The sequence below is a fragment of the Flavilitoribacter nigricans DSM 23189 = NBRC 102662 genome, from assembly GCF_002646595.1.
Classification (GTDB): domain Bacteria; phylum Bacteroidota; class Bacteroidia; order Chitinophagales; family Saprospiraceae; genus Flavilitoribacter; species Flavilitoribacter nigricans.
Genome location: NZ_PDUD01000057.1, coordinates 22,884 through 47,691 on the forward strand (window position 1 = coordinate 22,884; position 24,808 = coordinate 47,691).

Annotated in this window: 17 protein-coding genes; 7 read left to right on the plus strand and 10 right to left on the minus strand. The window is 51.9% G+C overall.

Translation table 11 applies throughout. From position 1 onward, the window contains the following. Positions 1–343 precede the first annotated feature (343 nt). From CRP01_RS37725 to CRP01_RS37745, 5 genes are all read left to right on the plus strand, one after another. A complete protein-coding gene (locus CRP01_RS37725; RefSeq protein ID WP_099155280.1) occupies positions 344–844 on the plus strand; it encodes a hypothetical protein in 501 nt (166 codons plus the stop codon). 169 nt (positions 845–1,013) lie between these two features. After that, on the plus strand, positions 1,014–2,141 hold the full coding sequence (locus tag CRP01_RS37730) for a glycosyltransferase (RefSeq protein WP_170110720.1): 1,128 nt from the start codon (positions 1,014–1,016) through the stop codon (positions 2,139–2,141). Between the two features lie 503 nt (positions 2,142–2,644). Continuing rightward, positions 2,645–4,000 (plus strand): histidine--tRNA ligase, encoded by a 1,356-nt coding sequence (gene hisS, locus CRP01_RS37735; RefSeq protein ID WP_099155282.1) that lies wholly within the window; start codon positions 2,645–2,647, stop codon positions 3,998–4,000. An 11-nt stretch (positions 4,001–4,011) separates the two neighbouring features. Further along, positions 4,012–5,457, plus strand: coding sequence for an Asp-tRNA(Asn)/Glu-tRNA(Gln) amidotransferase subunit GatA (gatA, locus tag CRP01_RS37740; protein WP_099155283.1), 1,446 nt, complete (start codon positions 4,012–4,014; stop codon positions 5,455–5,457). Between the two features lie 151 nt (positions 5,458–5,608). After that, positions 5,609–7,045, plus strand: a complete 1,437-nt coding sequence (locus CRP01_RS37745) for a lytic transglycosylase domain-containing protein (RefSeq protein ID WP_170110721.1) — start codon at positions 5,609–5,611, stop codon at positions 7,043–7,045. Positions 7,046–7,902: 857 nt separating this feature from the next. Here the strand turns inward: CRP01_RS37745 and CRP01_RS37750 are convergent. Then, entirely contained in the window at positions 7,903–10,854 is a 2,952-nt protein-coding gene (locus CRP01_RS37750) for a glycoside hydrolase family 3 N-terminal domain-containing protein (RefSeq protein WP_099155285.1), read from the minus strand. Between the two features lie 222 nt (positions 10,855–11,076). Between CRP01_RS37750 and CRP01_RS37755 the strand changes: the two genes are divergently transcribed. After that, complete coding sequence (locus tag CRP01_RS37755) at positions 11,077–11,490, plus strand: transposase (RefSeq protein WP_170110722.1); 414 nt, start codon at positions 11,077–11,079, stop codon at positions 11,488–11,490. 2 nt (positions 11,491–11,492) lie between these two features. Then, positions 11,493–12,362 (plus strand): IS3 family transposase, encoded by an 870-nt coding sequence (locus tag CRP01_RS37760; RefSeq protein ID WP_170110723.1) that lies wholly within the window; start codon positions 11,493–11,495, stop codon positions 12,360–12,362. Positions 12,363–12,514: 152 nt separating this feature from the next. Here the strand turns inward: CRP01_RS37760 and CRP01_RS37765 are convergent, their stop codons facing one another. The 9 genes from CRP01_RS37765 to CRP01_RS37805 form a co-directional block, all read right to left on the minus strand. Next, on the minus strand, positions 12,515–13,720 hold the full coding sequence (locus CRP01_RS37765; RefSeq protein ID WP_099155288.1) for a thioredoxin family protein: 1,206 nt from the start codon (positions 13,718–13,720) through the stop codon (positions 12,515–12,517). Positions 13,721–13,824: 104 nt separating this feature from the next. Further along, positions 13,825–15,825 carry a tetratricopeptide repeat protein gene (locus CRP01_RS37770; RefSeq protein ID WP_099155289.1) on the minus strand — a complete coding sequence of 667 codons (2,001 nt, stop codon included), beginning with the start codon at positions 15,823–15,825 and terminating at the stop codon, positions 13,825–13,827. Between the two features lie 357 nt (positions 15,826–16,182). Then, the gene (locus tag CRP01_RS37775) at positions 16,183–16,422 is read right to left on the minus strand and encodes a cold shock domain-containing protein (protein WP_099155290.1); all 240 of its coding nucleotides are present in this window, start codon (positions 16,420–16,422) and stop codon (positions 16,183–16,185) included. Between the two features lie 226 nt (positions 16,423–16,648). Beyond that, a complete protein-coding gene (locus CRP01_RS37780) occupies positions 16,649–17,506 on the minus strand; it encodes a sigma-70 family RNA polymerase sigma factor (protein ID WP_099155291.1) in 858 nt (285 codons plus the stop codon). A 493-nt stretch (positions 17,507–17,999) separates the two neighbouring features. Beyond that, on the minus strand, positions 18,000–18,680 hold the full coding sequence (locus CRP01_RS37785; protein ID WP_099155292.1) for a LytR/AlgR family response regulator transcription factor: 681 nt from the start codon (positions 18,678–18,680) through the stop codon (positions 18,000–18,002). 11 nt (positions 18,681–18,691) lie between these two features. Beyond that, complete coding sequence (locus tag CRP01_RS37790; RefSeq protein WP_099155293.1) at positions 18,692–19,744, minus strand: sensor histidine kinase; 1,053 nt, start codon at positions 19,742–19,744, stop codon at positions 18,692–18,694. Then, positions 19,744–20,313, minus strand: coding sequence for a hypothetical protein (locus CRP01_RS37795; protein ID WP_099155294.1), 570 nt, complete (start codon positions 20,311–20,313; stop codon positions 19,744–19,746). Before CRP01_RS37795 ends, CRP01_RS37790 begins: the two co-directional genes overlap by 1 nt. A gap of 170 nt (positions 20,314–20,483) precedes the next feature. After that, positions 20,484–21,536 carry an oxygen-dependent tRNA uridine(34) hydroxylase TrhO gene (gene trhO, locus CRP01_RS37800; RefSeq protein WP_099155295.1) on the minus strand — a complete coding sequence of 351 codons (1,053 nt, stop codon included), beginning with the start codon at positions 21,534–21,536 and terminating at the stop codon, positions 20,484–20,486. 554 nt (positions 21,537–22,090) lie between these two features. After that, on the minus strand, positions 22,091–24,604 hold the full coding sequence (locus CRP01_RS37805; protein WP_099155296.1) for a T9SS type A sorting domain-containing protein: 2,514 nt from the start codon (positions 24,602–24,604) through the stop codon (positions 22,091–22,093). Positions 24,605–24,808: the final 204 nt, after the last annotated feature.

The following is a 24,808-nucleotide window of genomic DNA, read 5'->3' on the forward strand; positions in this document are numbered from 1 at the left end:
CGGAAAGACAAAATTGTTCCGATTATCAAAAGATTCCTTAACATTATCGGGTGAAAAGGCCCCGCTGGTCTAATTTCCCATAGGCATATCGACCTCTTATTACAATTTTGTGTTCTATGGTTAAAGAGTGCGCGTAGACCTTTCCCGCGAAAAGCGTTGGAAAACGGGGAGTTAGGTAAACCGATCCCGGACTTCCCTGCTTCCACAGATCTATGCTGGACTCTTTTCAGTTGCCCGGCAACTTAAATTGATTAAGAACATTTTTGGATTTCACCCCTTGGGTTATGATAACAAATTCAAAATAGGTTCTAATTTTAAAACTATATCCAAGCGAAAATAAATTATGTCTTATCAAAGAAGATTCGGTACCGGTGGTAATCCCTTTGGCTCCATAACGGGGATCATCATGGCCGTATTATTTTTTTTAGTACTGTTTTACCTGACCAAGATCGTTTTTAAGATCCTTTGGTTCATTTCTCCTTTGCTGTTCATCGCCTCCCTGATCATCGATCATACGGTTTTTCTGGGCTACGCCAAATGGCTGGGCGGTATGGTAAAACGCAACCCCCTGATGGGGATCGGGGCCATTGTTTTGTCGGCCTTACTCTTCCCGCTCACGGCAAGTTTCCTGTTCGGTAAAGCCCTGTTCCGCAAAAAAGTAAAAGATGCGCGGCAGGAGCAAGAGAACCGGGTTCGGGGCGAACTGATCGATTTCGAAGAGATCGTAGAGGACGAAGAGGAGTTCAATGACGAGGCGCTGCGTTTGCCGCCGATGGAGAAAGAACCCCGACCACGGCAAACCAATCGTCCGAAGGACAATGAGTACGATGATCTTTTCAGTTGATCCGGTCGTTGATACCGGTTCCTAACCGCAGGTAGAGAGACGCGCTTTAAGCGTCTCTCTACCTACACTTTCCTCTTCTCTTTATCCCCTGCCGGATTTGTTTTAACTTCACCGGATAGCAACGGGTCCGGGTTTGCGGACCCCAACTTATAACCACAAACTTTCCGGCTTGGCCTTCTTCGTTCTGCTCGCAATCATTACCGGTCTGGCTTATTTTGGGCTGATCCGGTTTCTGCTGGACCGCTGGGAACGGATCCCGGAATGGCAACTGCCGCCGGATTTTCAGCCGCAGACCACCGTCAGTGTCCTGATCCCGGCCCGGAACGAAGCCGATAACATACTCAACTGCCTGGAAAGTTTACTCCGACAGCAATTCCCAGCTCATTTACTGGGAATCATTGTAATTGATGATCATTCCACGGATGATACGGCCCGGATCGTACGAGAGCTGGCGCATCCGCAGGTTCGACTGCTTCGGCCCGACGGCCCAGGAGGTGGGAAAAAGAACGCACTATCCCACGGTATCCGGCACGCCAAAGGGGAGTGGATCCTCACTACCGATGCCGATTGCCTGCTGCCACCGCACTGGATCGCCGCTTTTGTGGCCTACATTCAACTCCACGATCCGGTCTTTATCACCGGCCCGGTCGTATTCACGTACGAACCGCAGCCCCTGGAACGCTTTCAGGCACTGGATATGCTGGGCACCATGTTGATCACCGGATCGGGTATCCAATCCGATACCATTTATATGAGTAACGGAGCCAATCTGGCCTATCCCAGAGCGGTGTTCTTGGAAGTGGGTGGTTTTTCGGGTATCGACCATCTGGCCTCCGGGGATGATATGCTACTGATGCACAAGATCAAAGAACAGTACCCCGGCCGGATCGCCTTTCTCAAATCTCCGCTGGCCACAGTACTTACGCCGGCGGTTTCGACCTGGCGGGCGTTCGTCCAGCAGCGGTTGCGCTGGGGCACCAAGTCGGGGACCTATCAGGATAAAAAGATCATCGTTGTATTGGCGCTGGTATTTTTCCTGTGCTGGGGCATTTTGCTGAGCCCGGTGCTGGTCATTTTTTACGGCTGGATGGGGCTACTGCCCGGTCTGATCCTGCTGGGCGGGAAGATCATTGCTGATCGTCAGTTGCTGGGGCGGGCGGCCCGTTATTTTCAGCGCGAAGCGTTGATGCGTCATTTCTGGCCGTCCCAGTTATTGCACATCCTGTACATTGCCGGTATTGGGCTGCTGGCTAATCTGGTCCGGCGTTATGAGTGGAAGGGACGAAAGCTGCGTTAAGGTCGATTCAATAGCTGTAGCGGTCATATTTCACCTTACCGGATTTCCACTTGTTTGGTCGCCGCCTCCAATTGCGGGCCAGTAAACGGATCGGGAACTATTCGCTCCAGGCAGTCGTTGCTTAGCGGTAAATGAACAATTGGTCGCAATTAAATCAAAACCATGAATCTTTTGCGTCGAAATTATGCCGCCGATAATACCTTCAGCACATCACTGATCCTCCTTCCTTTTTTCCATTCCCATTGATCAAGATTCGCCCAAAAACTCCCCCGGAGGGAAAAAATCTCACCGGGCCGGCAATTAGCACGCCGGTGAAGGGAGCCCGGTTTGCCGTTTATCATAATTCTAACGATATTGCGGCCGATTTTACAAAAAGGGCTGAATATTATTTTAAAACAGTTTCCTGAAATCATCATTGATCAATCTAGCGTACGGCTCCATCCGTACGGCCGCAGCCGGATACCACGGGCAAGCTGGCCACTGATCGTTGACAAATAATAAACATGAGAGTTAATACGCCAAAAGGCACCCGGGATTTTACCCCCGAACAGGCACAGAAACGGCAGTACATTTTCGATACCCTGCGCCGGATCTTTGTGCGCTTCGGTTACCAGCCGATCGAAACACCGGCTATGGAAAACCTGGAGACCTTAACCGGCAAATACGGAGATGAAGGAGATCGGCTGTTGTTTAAAGTACTGAACAACGGCGATTTTTTGAAAAAAGCGGATAAAAGTGCACTGGAAGCACTCGATAGCAATAAACTGGTCAGTTCCATTGCCAAACGCGGTCTGCGTTACGATCTGACCGTACCTTTCGCCCGCTTTGTGGTGCTGAACCAGAGCCAGATCAGTTTTCCCTTTAAGCGCTACCAGATCCAGCCGGTATGGCGGGCCGACCGCCCCCAGAAAGGCCGGTACCAGGAGTTTTACCAGTGTGATGTGGATGTGGTCGGTTCCGGATCTCTGATGTACGAGGCCGAACTGGCCCAGATCTACGATCAGGCTTTCGCCGAACTGGGGATTAAAGTGGTTATTCGCCTGAACAACCGGAAGATACTCGCCGGCATCGCCGAAGTGGCCGGCATCTCGGATAAGCTGACGGATATGACCGTGGCCATTGATAAGCTGGACAAGATCGGCAAAGAAGGCGTTCGCAAAGAACTGATCGGCCGGGAGATCCCAGAGGCTTCCGTGGACCGGATCGAGGAATTTCTCAGTGTTAGCGACCTGAGCGAGTTGCAGCCGATGCTGGCGGACAGTGAAGTGGGCAGTCTTGGCGTACAGGAACTCAATACGGTCTACGAATTTTTGGAGTCCTACAACTTCAGCAACGAGCTGCGTTTTGATATTACTCTGGCCCGGGGCCTGAGCTACTATACCGGCTGCATCTTTGAGGTCGCTGCCGATCCGGAAGCGTATCCGGAACTTCGCATGGGCAGCATCGGCGGCGGTGGTCGCTACGATGATCTCACCGGTATTTTCGGATTGAAGAACGTCTCCGGAGTGGGGGTTTCCTTCGGCGCCGAACGGATCTACGACGTCATGGAGGAGTTGGAACTGTTTCCGGAAGAAAGTATGGGCGGCCTTCAGCTACTTTTTGTTAGTTTCGATGAGGCTACCCACCGCTACGCTTTCCGCTGGCTGAACAAGGTAAGGGCCGCCGGCCTCAGAGCCGACCTGTACCCGGAACCCGTCAAGCTGGGCAAACAGATGAGATACGCCGATTCCCTCAACGTGAAATTCGTGGCCATCGTTGGCAGCGAAGAAATGAAGAACGATCAGGTAGCCCTGAAAAACATGGTGACGGGCGATCAGGAAAAGGTGAGTTTCGAAACCTTATTACAAAAGTTTCAATAGATCATTCCATCATGCCGAAATATTCCTCTCTTCAGCAGGTTCAGCAGGCACTCCATTCCGGTGCGGAAAGTTGTGAAGGGCTGGTGAGTTATTATTTGCAACAGATCGAGCAGCACGCCGATCTGAATATCTACGTGGAAGTATACGCGGAGGAAGCTAAAGAGCAGGCCCGTAAACTCGATCAGCGTTTCCGGGAAAACCCGCAGGCACCGGGGCGTTTGCACGGCATGGTGTTGTCGCTGAAAGATGTGCTCTGCTACGAAGGGCACGGCGTGACGGCCGGTTCCCGTATCCTGGAAGGTTTCGAGTCTCAATTTTCCGCCACGGCCGTAGCCCGCTTGCTGGAAGAGGACGCGATCGTTATCGGCCGGGTGAATTGCGATGAATTCGCGATGGGATCCACCACGGAAACTTCTGTTTACGGTCCCAGCCGGAACGCGGATAACCCGGACTATGTACCGGGTGGTTCCTCCGGCGGTTCGGCCGTAGCGGTGCAGGCGGATACCTGCCTGGCCTCCCTGGGCACCGATACCGGTGGCTCCGTGCGGCAGCCGGCAGCATTCTGCGGTATCATCGGCGTGAAACCCACTTACGGACGCATCTCCCGGTACGGGCTACTGGCGTACGGCTCTTCCTTTGATCAGGTCGGTGTGTTGGTGAACAGCGTGGAAGATGCGGCATTACTACTGGAGATCATGGCCGGACCGGATGAGTTTGACAGTACTTCCAGCCAGACACCGGTACCGCCCTACAGCGAGCAACTGGATTTTGCCGGTAAGGCCCGTATCGCCTATTTCCCGACGGCGCTGGAACATCCCAGCCTGGACCCGGAAGTGCGCGCGGCCAGTCAGCAACTGATCGAACAACTGCGGAACGAAGGGCATACCATCGAAGCGGTAGATTTTGATTATCTGGATTATATCATTCCCGCCTATTATGTATTGACCACGGCGGAGGCTTCCTCCAACCTGTCCCGCTACGACGGCATTCGCTACGGGTACCGCAGTGGAGATGCCCACAGCCTGATGGACACCTATAAGAAATCGAGAACCGAAGGATTCGGTACCGAAGTGAAACGGCGCATTATGCTGGGGACTTTTGTGCTGAGTGCCGGTTATTACGATGCCTACTACACCAAAGCCCAACAGGTAAGACGCCTGATCCAGGAAAAAACGCTGTCCATTCTGGAGGAGTACGACTTTATCCTGATCCCCGCTGCTCCGGGTACGGCCTGGAAACTGGGTGACACGGTAGATGATCCGGTAGCCATGTATCTGGCGGACATTTTTACGGTACAGGCCAATATGGTCGGCATTCCGGCGGTAGCATTCCCGCTGGCGACCCATTCCAACGGCTTGCCCATCGGCCTGCAACTCATGGCCGGAAAGTTTGAAGAGGCCCGTCTTTTGGCATTTTTACACGATGTAGTGGAAAGTGTAACTTATTCCCGCCAATAGCGTTTATATGCTGGAAATTCCCGCCGGTGCATTGCGTTTGAGATCGTATAAAAACCGGTAATTATGTGAGATGTTGAAAACTTATGACATTATTGTTCAATAGGTTAGCTTCGTCTTTACTAACTTTGCCCCCGTTTTTAACATTATGCAGATGAAACTTCCACACTACACGTTCTACACATTGTTCATCTTATTCGTTGGACTGGTGGCAGCTCAGCCGGCCTGGGCCAATGATACGGACCCGGAGGATGAGATCCCCGAGTACAACGAAGAAGAGGTCAAAAAACGCCTGGAATATCTGAGTCAGGACCTGGTAGAGGTCAAGTACGTCACCGCCGTAAAAGGTTACATTAAAGGCTACGTACTGCGCAACCGCAAGCACTCCGAGATCGTTCTGGGCCGATCCATCCAATATTTTCCCATTTTTGAGCACTACCTGGAAAAACACCAGCTACCGGAAGCGCTGAAGTACCTGCCCATCGTGGAGTCGGCACTGGATCCGAAAGCGATGAGCTGGGTAGGAGCCGGCGGATTGTGGCAATTCATGCCCGCTACCGGAAAGGAAAGAGGGCTCGATATCAATAAATACGTGGACGAGCGGTACGATCCGATAAAATCCACGGAGGCGGCTATGGTTCACCTGCGCCGTCAGTACGACCGCTTTGACGACTGGGCGCTGGCCCTGGCGGCCTACAATTCCGGCTCGGGCCGGGTAAGCCGGGCGATCAAGCGGGCGCGGAGCAAAAACTTCTGGCGCCTGATGCGCTACCTGCCGCGGGAAACGCGCAACTACGTACCGGCTTTTATCGCCGCTACTTACCTGGTAGACTATTTTGAATCGCACAATCTGAAACCGGAATATCCGGAGCTGGACCTGCAGATCACCGAAACGATCCGGGTATACGACAATCACAGCTTTTACCGGATCGCCCAGGTGACCGATCTACCTCTGGATATTATTGAAGCGCTGAACCCATCCTATAAGAAAGGATACATCCCGAGCAGCCGGGAAGGCCATTACCTCACTTTGCCCATTCGCGTCATGGAGGCGTTCAAGGCTTATGTAGCCGCTTCCCGTCCGGATAGCAAGCAGTTTATGCCGGTATTTTCCGGTCCGGTGTATTTCACCCGGCCTTCCAATCAGGCTAAGCCCAGCTATATCAAATCGACTTATGTAGTGATAGAGGGCGAAACGCTGCGGTCCATTGCCAGCGATCTGAAAGTGAGCGTTCATCAGATCAAGGCCTGGAACAAACTCAAAAGCAGTGAACTGATCCCCGGCCAGGAACTGATCGTGTTTACGCCCGAAAAATTCAAAAGGCTGATCGACCGCGAAGAGACCATGTCGATTCTGGCCCCCATCGCCGTCTCCAGCCTGAAGGAACTGGATGGATACGGGTTCCGGAGTTATATTCCGAAGGGTGACCAATTGGGGCATTTCTTTTATTTCCCGATTCCGGAAAAAATGCGCCCGGATGAACTGGCGGCTTATCTCCGGCAGGAGGATGCCGAAGCCTTCAAGCAACTGAACGGTCTCGAAAAAAATAAAAAACTGAAGCAGGGAACCTGGGTGAAAGTGAACCGATAGATCCGATCCTTCCCTTATCCCACAGAACGGGCCGAAGCTACTCGCTTCGGCCCGTTCTGCTTTGGAAATGGAGGGAACTGAAAACGGATTGCCGGACGCTGGAAAAAAACGAAACGTTACGAGCTGCTACCGCCCTGATCCGGAGCGCAGGTCGCTCGGCCGACGTGAACGATTTAAAAATTATTTTTTTTATACATATAGACAATAAGCTGGAAAGCCAGCCCGTTTTATGCTCGTATATTAAACAATACCTAAAAATCTTCTCTTATAGACCGGAATTATACTTTAGATTAACTAACGATTCATAACTACATTTCTATCAGCAGTAACCTTTACTTTTTACCGGTTTTTCCCAATTAATGACATCAAGCTAACCCCTTCACAATAGGTGAGCCCAACAATTCTACACCTTGTTTTTTAATGGACTGATCCGTTAATAAGACAGGTTCCATGAGCGTATTATTTTAACTATGAGATGTTACACCTATTTGCATTTGGAACGAACACCCACCGTCTTCCAAAAGTGATGACCCCAAAACCAATGAAAGCAATTCGCCAAAAGTGGCGACCTGCGGATGAGTGAATACCCAAAAGACCAAGTACCCAAAAAACCTGAACCCTAAAACCAAACTCACTTTTCCGCAAAAGCAAAAATGCCTTGGGAAAAACGTTCCCAAGGCATTCCAAATGAAAAAATTCGTTCGTTGAGAGAGTAGTTTGAACCATGCAGCGGCGGTCAGGGAAATTGACCCTGCCGCTGCCTTTTTTCTCAACGAACAACAACACTACCCCCGCAAAAGCTGCTGGTCCTTGAACGACCAGTGGCTTTTTTTGTGCCCGGAGATCAGCCGCTAAGCTTAGCGAATGGCCTTATACACCACATCCTGTACACGGGGCCGGAAATTGGCGCTACCCAGTTTGCGGTTGTACATACTGGGGTAAGTGCGATTGGACAGGAAAATGAAGATCAGATCCTGATCGGGATCCACCCAGACGGCCGTACCGGTGAACCCCAGGTGCCCGAAGGTCCGGGTTGAAGCCAATCTCGATAAATTAGCCGGTTTATCGTTGTTTAATTCCAGCATATCAAAGCCGATACCCCGGCGGCTGTCTCCCGTAAAACGGTGCGTGAAATCATTGATCACTTCCTTTTTGAGATACCGGCGACCACCGTAATGACCACCCCGGCGAACCATCTCCAGCAAGATCGCCAGATCGTTGGCATCGGCGAAAAGGCCCGCATGACCACTCACGCCGCCCAGCATGGCAGCTCCCATATCGTGGACGTAAGCCTGTACTTTCTGTTGCCGCCAGTACTGGTCTCTTTCCGATGGTACGATAGTGGTGGGATCGTATTTCATCCAGGGATTGTAGGTAGCGGTTTGCAGGCCGAGCGGATGGTAAAAATTTTGTTCTACGTACTGCTCGATGGGCGTGCCGCTGACCTGGCCAACGGTTCGGCCCAACATATAAAATCCGAGGTCACTGTAAACATAGTTCTTGTTGGCGCGCAGTTCGGAGTGGATGATCTGTTGCCAGATGCTGTCCGCAAAATCCTGCCGCATGAACAGTTTTTCGGTCACGGGAATCGTATAATCCCCCGAGGCGGCGGAGCGGTAATATTTGCTGGATGGTTTGGGATTCTTTTTGGTACCGGACAAGGTCTGTTCAAAAAAAGGGATCCAGGGATGTAATCCCGCCCGGTGGGCCATGATCTCCCGGGGAACGAGGTCCTTTTTATTGGAATTCGCCAGATCCCCAAAGTACTGGCTCAGCGGATGGTCGATATCCAGTTTGCCCTCTCCCTGCAGCCGCATAATGGACATCGTTGTAGCGGCGATCTTGGTCACGGAGGCCAGATCGAAAATATCATCCCGCTCCATCACCTGGGATTTACTGTAAGTGTGGTGGCCGTAGGCCTCGTGAAACACCACCCGGCCGTCTTTTGCGATCAGCACCACTGCGCCCGGAGTAGCTCCGGTATCGATGGCATTCCGGATGAGGTCCCCGATCTGAGACAGCGTATCGGAATCCATCCCGACGGCTTCCGGCAGCGCGTAGCCCAGGCGAATGGAGGCCCGCGTACTTACTCCCGTATTGAAGCGGCTTTTATCAGAAGCCGTCACCGGCAGCCGGCCGCGGATAGGGAAGGCCCCGAAGAGGGCCTGGGCAGCCACATCCTGACTGGTACCGTCTTCCTGGTAGGCTTCCAGCACCCAATCGAGCTCATCGAAATATTTCAGGCTGTAGGGATTACCGAAAACGACCAGTACTACTTTGGTCTGTCCGGCCAGCCGGCGCACGAAGTTGATCGTACTCTGCGTAATACCGTAATTCTGGCTGGCGCGACTGCTCATATTGTGCAGGCCGATAATCACCACATCTTTTTTCGACAGGGAACTCACCAACTCGTCGGCCTTGCCGCCGCTGATCTCTTTTCCGACCTGCAGGTGGGGCATTTCCACGTAATCGGCCAGCCGGTTTTGGAAAGGCGTCCGTACTCCGGAGCCGATGCTGAGCGAGGCGTAGGTAGTGGTATCCAGATCATTGAAAGGGATCAGATCCCCGGGATTGCGGACCAGGGTCATGGCGTTTTCGAGCAAGGTCTGCTTCAGGGCCAGAGCCTCCCGGTTGTTGAGTTCCTCCCGCACATTTTGCTGGGGGATGGGCGTGAAACGGGTCAGCCCCAGGCGGTATTTGGCCCGCAGGATCCGCTTGACGCTGGCTTCGACCTGGGACGGATCAATCTTTCCGTCCGCCAGGTAACGTTTGATCTCGCGCAATGCAGCGCCGAGGTCCTCCGGCAGGCAAAGGACATCCGCACCTGCCATTACGGCTTCGGCCTCGGTCTCTCCGGGAGCGAAGTGTTTGGTGACCCCCTTCATTTCCAGAGCATCGGTATAGATCAGGCCGTCAAAACCTAAAGAATCCCGCAGCAGACGTGTAACGGTGGCGCGCGATAGGGTAGTGGGGCGATTTTTCCGACTGTCGAAAGCCGGTACGCTCAGGTGGGCGATCATCATGCCGGTAAGTCCCCGCTTGATCAACGCTTTGAAGGGATACAGTTCGATGCTGTCCAGCCGCGCCCGATCGTGCGTGATCACGGGCAGGTCCAGGTGAGAATCCACGTCGGTATCACCGTGGCCGGGAAAGTGTTTGGCGCTGGTGAGCAGACCGGCCTCCTGCATGCCGCGCATGTACTGGTAGGACTTGGCGGTCACATTGTAGCGATCTTCTCCGAAAGACCGGAAATTGATCACCGGATTCGCCGCGTTGTTATTGACGTCTACGACCGGGGCAAAATTGATGTGGAGACCGGTGCGCAGCAGTTGTTTGCCTACTTCTACTCCCATATCGTACAGGAGTTGGTTGTTCTGGATCGCCCCCAGGGTAAGCTGGTAGGGGAAGCTGATCGTACTGGTCTTCATCCGCATTCCAAGCCCCCATTCGGCGTCGATGGCCATCAGCATGGGAATCCGGCTTTGCTCTTGGTATTTGTTAATCAGCCGGATCTGTTCTTCGGGAGAACCCTGGAAGAAACACATGGAGCCGACGTGGTAGTCCTTTACAAGTTGTTCGACCTTGGCTACGTGATCGGGGCCGAGGTCGGAATGGGCACGGATCATAAAGAGCTGGCCGATCCGTTCGTCTTCGCTCATCGCATTGTAGATCGAATCGACCCAGGCCTTTTCGCCGGCATTATCCGGGCTTTCCGGACCCGGTGCGGGGGCCTGAAAGGCATAAAGGCTGAGGAATACAACGGTCAATAATAAGATGAAAAATGGTTGGCGGTTGGTCAATTGTGTCATTACTATTTAAATACTTCTCTTCGGTGAATGCTCAAATATAGTTCTATTCGGGCTATTGTGGTAGAGTTTGGGGTGGACGGTTGATGGTTGATGGTTGATGGTGGACGGTCGATGGTCGACGGTTGACGGTGGAGGGTTGAAGGTGGGGTGGTTGTGCGCGCCTGAAATAGGTTGACAAAAAAACGAGTGTACATGCACTCAAAAAACCTTAAATTCAGGCACATGAAAAAGTCAAAGAAAACTCGATCTTACCTTCGGGAACGACGCTACTTCAGCGAAGATTTTCGTCGATCCCGCGTGAAAGAATATGATGAAGGTCAGACAAGTGTCAGCGAAATTTGTCGGGTGTATGGCGTCACTAAATCGGCGGTCTATAAATGGATCAAGAAATATTCGCCTCACTACCAAAAAAGCATTACCAAGGTAGTTGAGGAAAAAAGCGAGACGCAAAAACGCTTGGCTTTAGAGCAAAAAGTCAAAGAATTAGAACAATTTATTGGCCGTCAGCAGGTTCAGCTCAGTTATTATGAGAGGTTGTTAGCAACAGCTGAACAACGATACAATATTGAGCTGGAAAAAAACTCCGACTGGAAGTCCTCGAATGGTTTTTCACACACCGATCCCAACACCAAATGAGTATGGAATCACTCTACCAGGTTGTGGGGATCAGCCGTCAGGGCTTCCATCAACATCGTCGACGCCTTCAGTGGCAAGAACAGCAAGTGGATTCCATCATTGAACGGGTGAAGCATTATCGGCAATTCCATCCCCGAATGGGAGCCAGGCCCATCTATCAACTGATGAGTGCCCATAAAAGTGATCAACAATTGATCGAGCATTTGGGGAGGGATAAGTTTGAATCGATCTTGATTACCAACGGTTTAGGTATAGAACCAATCCGTATTTTTCATATTACCACTTACAGTGGAGCTTTTAGGTTCCCTAATTTAACCGAAGGGCTGGAAATTAACGATATCAACCGAGTCTGGATTAGTGATCTGACCTATTACCGACTCTTGGACGGATGGGCTTATCTCACTTTTATTCTGGATCTCTATTCCCGGCGTTGCCTGGGATATGCGCTATCTCAAACCCTGGAAACTGAGCAAACCACCATGAAAGCTTTGAAAATGGCTCTAAAAACCAGAGGGAAGCATAATTTTGATCAGCAACTGATCTTTCACTCAGATGGTGGCGGCCAATACTATGATAAAGGCTTCCTGAAACTACTTCGCCAATACCAGATCGTCTCCTCAATGGCCGAGTGCGTTTATGAAAATCCTCATGTGGAGCGATTTCACAGTACCGCAAAAAATCAATATCTCATCCCCTGGGGTGTCAACTCGGTTTGTCAACTCCAAAAACGGATGCCACAGTTCATTAAATTGTATAACCAGATGAAACCACATCGAAGCCTTAAGGGCAAGAGCCCGCTCGATTTTGAAAAGTTTATTCAACAAATTCCGCTATGTCAAAGACCGGTGGAGTTATTTAAAAAAATAACCTAACTTTTATTCATCAAGCGAGTGGAATGTACACTCGTTTTGTGTCAACCTATGTTAGGCGCGCACAGGTTGGTGGTTTTGCGGTGGACGGTAGAAAAAATTAGCCGCGAACCCTACGATTCGCGGCTAAGCTGGACTATTTCAATCGCCTGATCCTACTGTAGGGCCTGGATCTGCTCCAACAGTTTTTCCGTGCCGGAATAATCCATGCCGTCCTTTTTGGCAATTTCGATGGCCTCGTTGGCGTATTTCAGGGCATTTTCCTTATCCTTTAATTTCAGGTAAAGGGCCGCCAGCGTATCGTTATTCATGTAGTTACTGTTTTGCTCGACGGAGTTTTTGGCCCAGTCTTTGGCTTTGGTCAGTACGGCCGGGTCTTCGCTCAGTTCGTATACGCGCCAGGCGAAAGAATTCAGGGTACCCCAGTCGCTGGTCTTATACTTATCCATGTGTTTGACAACTGCATCCAGGAATTTCTCCTGATCATCCGCCTCTTTCCCACGGCTCATATTGGTGATCACAAACTCGCCGCCGTATTGCTCGGCCTGCGCTTTGGGGAACACTTTTTGGTAAACGGTGGAAACGGTAGCTTCATCTGAGAGCTGATCGCGGTGTTTGCGGTAAAGTTCCATCATGGCCGCCCGCTTCAGTTTAGCATCTACTTCGGCGATGCCGACGGCCTCACCGAGTTCCTGGCGGTGCTCGATGATGTATTGCAGTAATTCGTCATTCACGTCGTCTCCGGCCATCTCAATGATGAATTCCGCATTTTCCGCGGTAGCCCAGTTGTCCTGGGTTTCCAGGTAGAGATCTACGGCCTCTGCCTGCTCCTCCTGCATATAAGCAGCCTGCATGCTCTTGGCGTATTTTCTCAGAAAAGCGGGTTCGCGGTTCCCTTCTTTGAACTGGCTGATCACCTTACCCAGTTGCTGGTCGGGATCCGTAGCGGCCTCACCCAGTTGGATGAATTTATCCGCCGACTGGCTGCCCAGCCCCTTGTGGACCATATTTCCCTTACTGTCAATGAACAGGAAAGTCGGATAAGCCCGTACACCATAAGCCTTGGCAAACAGTAGCCCTTCGCCTTTTTCCATGTCGATCTTTACGTTGACGAAATTTTCATTGTAAAAGTCGCCCACCTTTTCCTGGGTAAATACGTTTTTGGACATCACCTTACAGGGGCCGCACCAGGTAGTGTAGGCATCCACAAAGATGATCTTATCCTGCTCTTTAGCCAGTTTCAGGGTTTCTTCCCAGTCGACGTGTTCGAACTGGATACCGGTAGCGGCGGTGTGGTTATCCTGCGCCTCCACCATGAGGAACAGACTGAGCGCGAAAAGTAGACAGGTGATTTTTTTCATAGTGAGAACAAGGTTTGTTGTTAAGAAATGAAATAGAAAGATACGATTTTAAAAATTAAACTGTTCTTTGGTGTCTTACAACAATTTATAACGAAAATAGTGCTCTATTGCCCCTGCCGGCGCTGCGCCTCAATATTCGGATCGATCTCCTTCGCCCGGTCAATATAGATCTGACCCACCTGGGGCTGGCCGGACTGAATATAGGCCACGCCCAGATCAAACCAGGCCGTTGCGCTGTTGGGCGTCAGTTCCGTGACCCGGCTGAAATAATCGATGCTTTGCTGGTGCTGGCCGCCCATACCGGCGGCTACCCCGAGCAGACGGAGGGTCTCCGCCTCGTTCGGTCGCATTTGCAGGGCCTGCTGGAGGTACTGCGTGGCCAGTTGCAGGTTGCCCCGGGTTTCGCCGGCATATTTTCCGGCATCCCGGTAGGTGATGGCGAGGTTGTCTTCCGCCAGTTGATCACCCGGTGAAATTTGCAGCGCCTGCTGGTAGGCGGCTATGGACTGATCGAACTGTTTGAGATAATTATAGGCATTACCCAGCAGGACATAAGCTCCCTTATAGGTAGGATGCAGGCGGATGGCTTCCTGCAGGTGCCCGACGGCCTCCTGCCACATAGCCTGTTGGGTGCTCTCGTTCCCGGGTTTGAGCGACTGGGTGAGCAGTTCTCCGCCCATGGCATTGCGCAGTTTGGCGCTATTCGGTGAATGGTAAATATCCGTGGAGAAAAGGGTGAAATTGTCTTCCCAGGCCTGGTTGCGCACTACCGTTTTGATGCCGAACAGCAGGGCTATCAGACTTATACTCGCGAAAACGGGTACCAGCTTTTCTCCCAGCTGTTTTTGCAACCGCCAGGCCAGTATGGCTATCGCCAGACAAAAGCCCACAGAAGGCATAAAAATGAGGCGCTCGGACATATTGGTACCCACCGGGAAGAGAATATTGGAAACAATGGAGATCGTCAGTAAAAAGAACAGGATACTGTAGCTGACCGGATCCCGGCGCCGGAATCCCCGGACGGCGTAAACGATCAGACCGATATAGGCGATCAGGCTGAGCAATACCTGCCAGTCTCCCCAACTCATCAGGTAAATATGTTTAGGGTAGTAATCGTGCGTGAGCGGATGGGGAAAGACGAGCAGCTGCAGGTATTTTCCCAAAGTATAGAGAATGGTGGCCATTTTCTCCCCAAAACTGAAGGGCACCCACTGGGTGCCTACGATCTTGAGAAAGGGATTGTTCATCAGTTCCCGGGGGGCTTCACCCAGCGAAAAACCCAGAATGGAAAAGCGAATGACGAGGAAGACCACCGCCGCTACCGCCAGTGGCGCCAGCTGCTTCAGGATATTTCCGGTCTTGGCTTTGGTGAAAAAGTAGAAAGTCAGTGGGACCACGGCCAGAAAAGTGATGGCATTTTCCTTGCTGAGCAGGGCCGCAAAGAAAAGGACGCCGGCGAGTAGGTTCCAGCGCGGTTTCTTCTCCAGGTAGGCCCGCAGGCAAAAATAGAGGGCACTGAGACTGCCGAGTAGGGAGATGATCTCATCGCGCCCCTTGATATTGGCTACGACCTCCGTATGGATCGGATGGGCCACAAAAAGCAGCGTGGCGGCCAGGGCGACAAAGTAGGCTTTCCCCGCACTGAAACGCAAGCGAAAAAGGCGCAACAGCAATAAATAAAGCACGATGCCGGTGAGTCCGAAATACAGGATATTCATCAGGTGACCCACCCAAGGCTGGGTACCGAATAGCTGAACTTCTATCGCAAACAGCAGCAGGGTGAACGGCCGGTAACGCCCGCCGGCTACCAGCTGGGCTTTACCTTCCTCCTTGAAAAAGCCGAAAAAGGTATCCTTGCTCAGAATACCCGGAAATCCGCTGATCCCTTCGGAAGTATACATATTCTCGGTGATAACGATAGCATCATCGAGGGCATAGTCGTGGGATAAGGTATTTGCGTAAAGTAAAAAGGCCAGACTGAAGATCGCGATCAGATGCAGCCTTTGATTGGTGAGCCAGGCCGGGAATGATTCCGTGCCGGAAGTAACCGAAACCTGGGGGCGCGCACCGGTCTTTTTACCTTTGGATATTTTCTTTCGGGACATAAAATAGAGACCATTTGAATCCCGAAGATAATAAGAAATTTAAGAGCTGTTCAGGGAATTGTCGCCAGGGGACGGAACGGAAGAAATATCGGTAATAAAAAGCTGGGAGAATGGGACAGGTAAGGAATAAAGAGGCTGGTTCCGCACCGGAGGATCACCTTCGGCGGAAGGAAGTGTAAGGGTTCGATAGTGGGGATCAGCCGCAGTCAACTACTGCCTTCAAATTGTCGCGGGCCGATCAGCGATAAAAGATCAGGTAAGGGGGAACCGGGCGCACTGCTCAGTCGCTCCCTTACCTATTCTTCTGGTTGGGTGATTTGCCGGTATGGTTTCGGCAAAAGAAACGGAGTAAGGCTGCTATCCAATAACGCGTACGTCAGCGGCGTGCAAGCCTTTTTCGCTGAATTGGAGGACAAATTGCACTTGGTCTCCTTTGGTTACTTTATCCTTGAGTTCGGAGGCATGGACGAAAACGTCCTTGGTCGTCAGTTTGGATTGGATAAAGCCGTAGCCCTTGCGGGTGTTGAAGGATTTGATGCGGCCAATTTTTTCTAGTCGTTTTTCCGTTTTGAAATAGGATTTTACTTTGCTTAACATGGTTTATAAAATTGTTTGAACTCGAGGTCAGGGTCTATGGGTATATTCCGGAAAGTCGCCGGTGGGAGGACGGGACCCGGATGCTCCGTCGTTTACGGACAAAATGTCGGTAAATAACGGAGCAACGGAGCCGTGGGTGCACTCAGCAGAGCGTCACCTAGTGCCAAGGCACTATCCTGAAAGCGCTCCCGGAGGATGCTAATTTGTTCGGACCTAACCTCATCAATTAAATTTCGGGTATCATTTTAGAATGCCGCGAGCGCAGACGGCGCAGGCCGCGTTCTTTGATCTGGCGGACTCTTTCCCGGCTGAGGCCTACGTAATCACCGATCTCATCCAGGCTTTGCGGATGTTTGTAACCAATGCCGAAATACATAGCCAGCACGGTTTTGGTACGGGGTGGCAGGGTGTCGAGTAATTCCCGTACTTCGATCTCCTGGGATTCGCGGACGGATAATTCGTGGTCCGGACTGGGGATGATACTGTCGGTCATCAGGTTCATCAGCGAAGTATCGCCCTCGCTGTCGACCGGAGCATCCAGTGATTTACACTTCTTATAATTTTCCAGGCTCTTTTTAACGATATGCAGACTGAGGCCGGTTGCCTCTACGATCTCTTCGTAGGTCGGCTGGCGGTTATGGGTTTGCAGGAAAGATTCCGTTTCCCGCATGATCTTACTGGTATTAGTCTGCTGGTTGGCCGGTAAGCGGATCTTTCTGGATTTCCGGGAAATGGCTTCTAATATAGATTGACGGATCCACCACACCGCATAGGAGATGAATTTGAAACCTCTGGTCTCATCGAAACGACGGGCGGCTTTGATCAGCCCGAGATTACCTTCGTTGATCAGATCTCCCAAAGCAAGGCCAAGATGCTGGTACTGTTTGGCTACGGATACTACGAAACGGAGGTTGTGGGCCACGATCTTATCCAGCGAACCGGGCTTGCCGTCACGGTAATCCTTAAAAAGTTCGAGCTCGCCCTCGGGGGTCAGCACTTCATAGCGGGAAATCTCTGTGAGGTATTTTTCAATGGACTTTTCGTCCCTGCGGGTAATGGAGTTAGTTATTACTAATGCTCTCATACGTTTGTTTGAATAAGTAATGGATAATGATTAAAAAATTGGGGTCAAGGCATCTAACACAAAAAAAGACGATCACTTTCATCTCCGACGATGGAAAGGATTTGTCATTTCAGGCTTGAAGTGTTCTAATTAACTCATTAACGGAATTGAGGTCCGATAACCAAAATGGTAGATGCTGAAAGTAAAAAGGTAATGCAAGTCCGTACTATAATGCTCACTAAAAAATCGTGGAAAATTGCGGCAAAGCGGAGTGCTCTGTTCCTGGCAATTTCAGTACTTGCAGACGTAATTAGGCATCACCTATCGAAAAGTGTACTTAGTAGAACCGATAGGAGTGAAAACTGGAAATATCAGATGAATTGTGTTCGGAGATATCTAAGAAATCGCTGTATTTATTTGCCATAACAACTTTTTAACACATCGGGTACGAATTAGTTGTCTTAAAGTAGGACTTTTTTTCAAAAAAGCAAAAAAAGTCGCAAATAGCTGTAAATCAGGCTAGTTTGGTCAGTAATTGCTCCCGGTTAGCCTGAGCTACGGGAATGGATTGCCGGTTGATGAATACCAGGTTTCCCTCCATATATTCCACCTTATCCAGAGCAATAATGTAGGAGCGGTGCACCCGCAGGAAGGACTGATCCGGCAGCATTTTTTCCAGATTGCTCAACTTCTCTTTCGGGGTGATCACCTTGTCGGAGCAAACGATCTTAACGTAATCGCCGTAGGCCTGCAGGTAAAGCAGTTCGTCCAGAGGCAGGCGGTACAGTTTGCGGTCCGCCTTCACCAGCAGATGGCGCGTTTCTTCCGTAGCATGGGCCGGCTGATTTTGCGTGCGGTGGGCCTTTTCCACGGCTTTCAGGAAACGCCCGGGGGCAATGGGTTTCACCAGATAGTCCACCGCTTCGACTTCGAATCCCTCCACGGCATACTCGGGATAGGCCGTGGTAAAGATCACCTTAGGAGGGCGGGCCAGGGACCGGATCAGCGCCAGGCCGGAGAGCTCCGGCATGTTGATGTCCAGCAGGATGAGGTCTACTTCGTGTTGCTGCAAATAGGCAAAAGCCTCCAGCGGATCGGTAAAGCTGGCGGTCAGCTGCAGCAGTGGATTGAGCTTAACGTATTTTTCCAGCACTCTGACGGCCAGATGTTCATCGTCGATTATTATGGTGCGCACTTCAAAATAATTTACGGGGTAAAATGTAAAGTCATGTCCACTTCAAAACTGTCGGCATCCTCGCGGATATCCAGTTGATGCCGGCCAGGATACAACAATTCCAGCCTTTTGCGGACATTTTCCAGACCAATGCCCCCAACCACTGGAAGTACAGGCGCATCGTCCGGGCCGTTTGGAGCTATCGTGTTGCGGATATGGAACTCCAAACCTTGTTCCTGCCCCACAAAGCTGATGTGGATCGCAGCATCCCGGGCCCTGCCTTTCAATCCGTGTTTGAAACTGTTTTCAATGAAGGGAATAAAAAGCAGCGGCGCTACTTGTTGCGCTTCCGTGATACCGTTGACCGAAAGTTCAATCTGTACCTCCGGACCGGCTTTCAAACGTTGCAGGGCCAGGTAGTTTTGGATGTATTCCAGCTCTTTGGTGAGCGGTACGTGCGGGGCCTGGCATTCGTATAGCATATAGCGTAAGTTATCCGAAAGTTGCAGCAGGTAGGCCGGCACCTTTTCATCGGCGTCCAGCGCCAGGGAATAGACATTATTCAGGCTGTTGAAAAGAAAGTGGGGATCCAGTTGGGCCCGGAGTGCCTGCAGTTCGGCGTCCAGTTTTTCGCGTTCCAGCCGGTTGATCTGTTTTTCCTTGTTGGCCAGGTCAAACCAGGACTTGGATAGTTTAAACAGCGTACTGGCCACCGCGTAGATCAGCATGAACTGCAGCAGTTCCCCGTTCCGGTAATAGCTGATGAAAAAATAATCGGGAAACAGCCAGTCCGCCAGATAGTCGAAAGTCAGGTGGTTGATCGCCACGCCCAGTACCAGTACCAGCAAAAAGCTCAGACCGTACACCAGATAGCGGCCGGGTTTAAGCAGCCGGGGGATCAATAGCCAAAGCTGAAAGTACACCACTACCCAGAGGCTGATCTGAAACAGGGCGGTATAGATCAGGTCGGAGGTGGTATTTTCCGGGCTCTGGTTAAAGATCCGAAACAGGACGTAGGTGGATAAGATCCAGAACCCCCCGTGTTGTAACCAGGGGTGCTGGATCAGTTTTTTCCAATCGATCATCAATTCAAGACTTTAGGTAGTACTAAAGTTTCGGAAAAATCCAGTAACTCGTCCCCATATTTGGTAACAAATTCCTGCAGTTCTTCCGGTTGAGCGGTCAGCACGAACTCCTCCATCCCCACTTTCTCGTAATCGATGCGGGCCCGCCGCTGCTCCAGCAACTTGCCGATCTTATCGCCGTCGAAGAAAATGAGTTCCAGTTGATCGTTATTCCAGACTACCCGCGCAAAGTTGTGAACGTCCATGCGGGGCGCCAGTACGTTGAAGTCGAAAAGGTCCCCGTAATCCGTCCACCGCTGAAAGTCGAGGTAGTAGTGGTTGCCGAGCTTGACGAGGTGCGCTTCGGAGTCGGTAACGGTATCTTCCTTTCGGTCGACGTGGGTGAGTTTGTAGTAATCCTTTTTCCCTACTTTTTTAAAAATGAAAGATTGCTCGTCTTTCTCCCAGGTGCCGATCAGGGAGGCTTCAAAAACCTGGGTGTCTTTGGTGTACAGAGGGTGCAGCGAGTAAATACAGGAGGAAAAGAAGAGAACGCCGATAAGGGCCAGGAGGCCAAATTGCTTTTTCATATTTCGGAACTTTTGAACGTTAGTGATGGTCCAAAAGTCAGGCATTGGGCGCTGAGACGCAAATAAAGTCGTTGAGATGGGGGATTTGGGCGGTGGATGGTTGGTGGTGGACGGTCGAGGGTCGATGGTTGACAGTATGTAGGGACCGTCCACCGTCCACCGTCCACCATCTACCCCAACATCAAATCCCCACTCGTCCGAAACGCCTTATACCGGCCCTTCCCAAATTTGCTGCCGTTGAACTGCATCGTCGGCCGCAGTTTCAGTTGCTCTTCTTTGGGGAGCTGGATGAAATCACTGCATTTTTCGGAGCAGCACTGGTGGTATTGTTCCGCGCAGGATTCGCACTGGATAAACAGGATATGACAGGCGTCGTTGATACAGTTGACGTGGGTGTCGCAGGCTTCGCCGCACTGGTGGCAGCGGGAGATCACTTCCTCGGTGATCCGTTCGCCCAGGCGCTCGTCGAAAACGAAATTTTTGCCTTTGTATTTAATGGGGAGGCCCTGCTCCCGACACTGGCGGGTATATTCGATGATACCGCCATCGATCATGTAGACGTTTTTAAAGCCTTTGTGCAGGTAGTAGGCACTGGCTTTTTCGCAGCGGATGCCGCCGGTGCAGTACATGATGATATTTTTATCCTTTTCCTGCTCCAGCATGTCTTCTACGAGGGGCAGTGCCTCGCGGAAAGTTTCCACATCCGGACAGATCGCGCCTTCAAAATGGCCCACTTCGGATTCGTAGTGATTGCGCATATCCACGATGATGGTCTCGTCTTCATCCAGCAACTGGTTGACGGACTGGGCATCGAGATGTTTACCGCGTTTGGTCACATCAAAGGACTCATCATCCAGACCGTCGGCTACGATCTTGGTGCGTACTTTGATCGTCAGTTTGTAGAAGGATTTTCCGTCGTCGTCCACTGCGATGTTCAGGCGGATACCGTTGAGGAAGGGAACGCTGTACATGGCCTCTTTAAAGGCTTTCAGGTTGCGACTGGGCAGGGAGATCTGTCCGTTGATCCCTTCGTCGGCTACGTAGATCCGGCCGAAGACACCCAATTCGCTCCAGTCCAGAAATAACTGGTCCCGGAAGGCCTTCGGATCCTCAATGTGGTGATACTGATAAAAGGAAAGGGTAGTGCGCGGCTCGGTGCTTTCTTCCATACGCCGCTTGAGCTCGTCTTTGTTGACGATGTTCCGTAATCTTTTCTTAGTCATTATGTTGTAGGTACGGTTAAACAATTGGTGACAAGTTGCAGGCTTGTGGTTTCGCGGGGAAACTGCTGCTAACAGTACCGAAATCGGGGGCAAAGGTAAGGATAATCTGCAGAAAATCCAGTTAATTTCTAAACCTGGATAGAGCGATCGCATTAAAATGGAAGGACATAAAAAATCGGCTGAAATAGCCGCTAGAAAGGCGTGGTATTTTCCCTGATGCTCAATTTAGGGTAATGACTTGTCGTAAGGCGGGCTGGGAAGCGGGCAAAATGGTGGGAGAGGGTGCCAGGTTCGTGGGAAGGATAATTTTGCCCGGCATTTTGGGTACTTTTTTGCGCAAAAAGTACCAAAGCAATTAGATGCGATTGCCCTAAAAACCGGAATGATCCGCCGGTCGTACTACTGGCTACCGGACAAAACGAGAAAGACGAGATGACCAGTAGATTGGGAGAAGGCGAAGTGGCATTGCTTTCACCCACTCTCCCCATCACCTTGTCTCCTGGCCATCCCCTCCGCTATTTTTTAAAAGATGTTCAGTAGCATGTCCGCCGCTCTCAGAGCTTCACGATCCGAAAAGTCCGTCGGAAATCGCCGGTGTCGTCCCGGATGACCAGCCAGTAGACACCCGCGGCCCGGTCGCGAAGGTTATAGCGCAGTTTTTCCTGCTCACCTCCCAGATAGGCCTTGCGGTGCCGTTCGAGGATCCGGCCGTTGACGTCTACGAGTTCAAATGCATAGGTGCTGGCGTTTTCTACCTGAAAGTCGACCGAGAGCCAGTCCGTGGCCGGGTTGGGGTAGGGGGCTTCCAGGCTTAATTCTCCGGCGGGTTCCCCGCCGAGTTTCAATTCATCCAGCGCCAGTTCGTAGGCACCGAGCCCGTGGGTGGCGACCCGCAATTTCCGGTTGGAGGGGCTGTAGCTGAGGTCCATCACCATGACGGCTTCCGCAATGTCCTGCGAGATCCATTCCCAGCGCTGCCCATTGTCCTGAGAGGCAAACACGCCCAGATCATTGCCTATATAAAGATGCCCGGGGTGTAGGGGATCGATGAAGATCGTATTAGTCGGCAGATCGGGCAGGTTACGGTCGATGGCGGTCCAGTTGCGACCTCCGTTAGTGGTACGAAAAACGTGCGACGAATTATAACCGCCAAATACAGCAAATATGGTATCCTGACTATTGGGATGAAATTCGAGGTCCGTACAGATCCGGTCCGGCAGACCTTCCATGCGTTGCCAGGAACTGCGGCCGCCGCTGGTGCTTTTAAAAACCGCCGGAGCCTGACTGCCGTCCAGTGAGTTAGTGCTGAAATACAGCAGATCGGGATCCGAGGCCGAAACGGCAATCTTCAGTATAGCATTCCGGCCGTCTTTCTGGGAAGAAGCCTGTTCCCAGGTGCCGCCGCGATTGTTACTGACGTACAGCCGCTGGGCGCCGGCGTACAGTTGTGTAGGCCGGGAGGGAGCCAGTTTAAACGGGCTGTTGAAATTTCGGGTCTCTGCGGCCGAATTGCCGATGACTAACCGTCGAAAGGTCTCGCCCCGGTCCGTAGAGCGCAAGACATTCAAATTCTGTAAAGAACCGTAGATAAACTGGTCATCCTGCGGGTCGATGGCGGCCGTCATACCGTCGCCGCCGATGCGTCGGGCCCAGGCTGCGGTGCCGTTATACACTACGGTTGAATTGTCCTGCAGGCCGCCGATCGCGAGGTTGGAATCCCGGGGCGCACTGGCCAGATCGGCGTAAAACTGCTGGGTTTGGTAGCCGCCGTTGCGCGAGGTCCAGGTGATGCCGCCGTTGATGGATTCAAAAATGCCACCATCGGTGACCAGGAAGACCCGCTGATCGTTGTCCGGGTGGTAATAAGCTCCGTGAATATCCGCGTGTACATAATTGTCGGGCCCCTCGGGAGCGCCGACTGCGGTACGCCCGAAGGTCCACAGTTGCCAGTAGGTGCGTTGGTCGAGGGCTTTGCCGCCATTTCCCGAAGTCCAGGTATCGATGCCAACGTAGACCAGCCGCTGGGGGTCGCGGGGATGGATCGCCACATCGTGGGCGTACCAACCCTGCCATTTCGCTACATCCTCCGTATTCATCAGGGCCCAGTTATCGCCCCGGTCAATCGAGCGGAACAGGCCAATGGAGGATTCGTTATCGGCAATGGAAACGTATAGCCAGTCGGGTTCGGAAGGAGCCAGACTGATCATGGCCTTCCCGCTGTATTGGGTGGGTAGACTGTTCAGGAGCTCAAAGGAATTGCCGCCATCGGTGGAACGGTATATGCCCGTTTCCGGACTGCGGTAGCCGCCGTGGCTGGCGTAGATCACATTCGTATCGAGCGGATGCATCTCCAGGTCGGTAGCCATGATCCGGTCGGATATCTGTCGCCAGGTGTTGCCGCCGTCCCGACTACGAAAGATGCCCTCGGTGGTAGCGGCCAGTACGGTTGCGCTCCGCAACGGATTATAGATGATCTTCCAGACGCCCCGCAGGTCGGTATTCCGCCAGTCCAGGGACACCTGCCAGCTTTGGCCGCCGTCGCGCGATCGGAGGATACCCATGCCGTAACTGCCCCGGTGAAAACGATCATCAATGGCCGGCCGGGCCGCCTGGTGATTGTAGACTTCCCCGGTGCCGATAAAGATTTCTTCCGGCCGGTCGGGATTGATAGCGATGGTGCTGACGCCAAGAACCGGAAACCCGGTACGGACCCGTTCCCAGGCCTGGGTGCCTTTGCCACCGGAATGGGAGACCCACAATCCTCCGCTGGCCGAACCGACAAAAAGTAGCTCGGGATCATTCGGATGGAAAGCCAGACTGAGTGTACGGCCACCCACGTTCTTAGGCCCGAGCGCTCGCCAGGGTTCCCCGCTGCGCAGGCTCAACTGAGGCTGCCATTCCCGGTAGGCTTGCTGTAGCTTGCGGGAATGGATCCGGCCGTCGGGGTAGGTCCGCTGTATACTCCAGTATTCCATAGCCTGACCGGCACCACTGGCCTCGTGGGGTGCTTCAACGCAGGAAGAGAGGATCAACAGGATAAAAAAGAGACAGGGAAAGCATGTTTTCATGTGGATACGGATAGCGAGCTTTTGAGGGGCAAAGGTAATGCCTTAAAACGGTTCTTTGCAGGGGCGAACCAAAATGGGAGGAACTGAACCGGCCGAAAAGTCTGCCAAATTGCCTGCTTTTATCCGGATTTAAGGAATCAGGAGAGCCCCGGATGCCGCATTTTTTCTACATCAAAAAGCTTCCGGTTTCTTTGCTGTCAACAA